The 727-nt window shown below is 66.6% G+C and carries 1 protein-coding gene; it reads left to right on the forward strand.

Annotation, left to right across the window (positions count from 1 at the left end):
• The coding region (locus tag HLUSI_RS0123310) for a gamma-glutamyltransferase (RefSeq protein ID WP_016836233.1) at positions 1–727 on the forward strand (727 nt) is incomplete at both ends.

The following is a 727-nucleotide window of genomic DNA, read 5'->3' on the forward strand; positions in this document are numbered from 1 at the left end:
GCGGCCCGGCGCCGATGGCGATTTCGCTCGATGCATTCAGCGCGGCCGGACACAAGAACGTGCCCAAGTACGGCGCCCTGCCCGTCACCGTTCCGGGTACGCCGTCGGCGTGGGCGACGATGGCGGAGCGCTTCGGCCGCCTGCCGCTGTCGCGTTCCATGGCCGGCGCCATCAGCCTGGCGCAGGACGGCTTCCCGGTGTCGCCGATGGTGGCGGTGGCGTGGCAGCAGGCCTACAAGAATTTCACGCGTGAATTCAAGGACGATCATTTCAAGTCGTGGTTCGACACCTTCGGCTCACTTGACGCGGGTGTGGGTCAGGGCCGCGCACCGCAGGCAGGTGAAATGTGGCGTTCGCCCGGTCACGCCGCGACGCTGCAATCGATTGCCGACGACAACGCACGCAGCTTCTACCAAGGCGCACTGGCGGAGAAAACCGCCGCCTTCGTGCGCGCCGCCGGCGGTTACCTGGATGTCTCCGACCTGGCCGACTACCGGCCGGAATGGGTCGATCCGATCCGCGCCAACTATCGCGGCTACGACGTCTGGGAAATCCCGCCGAACGGCCACGGCCTGGTCGCCTTGCTGGCGCTGAACATGTTGAAGGGCTTCGATTTCAGCGAGCGCGACACCCTGCTCACCTACCACCGCCAGATCGAAGCGATCAAGCTGGCGTACGCCGACGGCCTCGCCCACCGTTGCCATTTCCATCCGCGCTGCGCGTCCTG

The sequence above is a fragment of the Herbaspirillum lusitanum P6-12 genome (assembly GCF_000256565.1).
GTDB classification, from domain to species: Bacteria; Pseudomonadota; Gammaproteobacteria; order Burkholderiales; family Burkholderiaceae_D; genus Herbaspirillum; species Herbaspirillum lusitanum.